The sequence below is a fragment of the Psychrobacter sp. PP-21 genome, from assembly GCF_033790785.1.
Taxonomy (GTDB): Bacteria; Pseudomonadota; Gammaproteobacteria; order Pseudomonadales; family Moraxellaceae; genus Psychrobacter.
In genome coordinates, this window is the sequence record NZ_JAMYEB010000114.1 from 1 (window position 1) to 284 (window position 284).

A 284-nucleotide genomic window follows, 5' to 3' on the forward strand; every position below is an offset into this window, starting at 1 on the left:
TATTTGGGGCTATTATCAAAGTGTAAGACCACACAGCTTTAATGAGTATTTAACACCGAGCGAGAAAGAGAGACTTTATTTCAACAAAAACCTCTTAAGTACTGTCTAAAAATATTTGACCACTACAGTTAGTAACTAAAATAGGAGGTGGGTTTTCTCGGGAGTTTCCTAAAAACTGTGTAACTGCTTATAATCCATTAACAGGAGAATAAGCAATGACGACTCAATCTGACATTAAAAAACTAGCCGAGCAAATGGCTGGTAGCATGAACAGCTTCGATGAC

The 284-nt window shown here is 37.0% G+C and carries 1 pseudogene; it reads left to right on the plus strand.

From position 1 onward, the window contains the following. Positions 1-215: 215 nt before the first annotated feature. A pseudogene (locus tag NJD71_RS14120) lies at positions 216-284 on the plus strand (transposase); the annotation flags it as partial.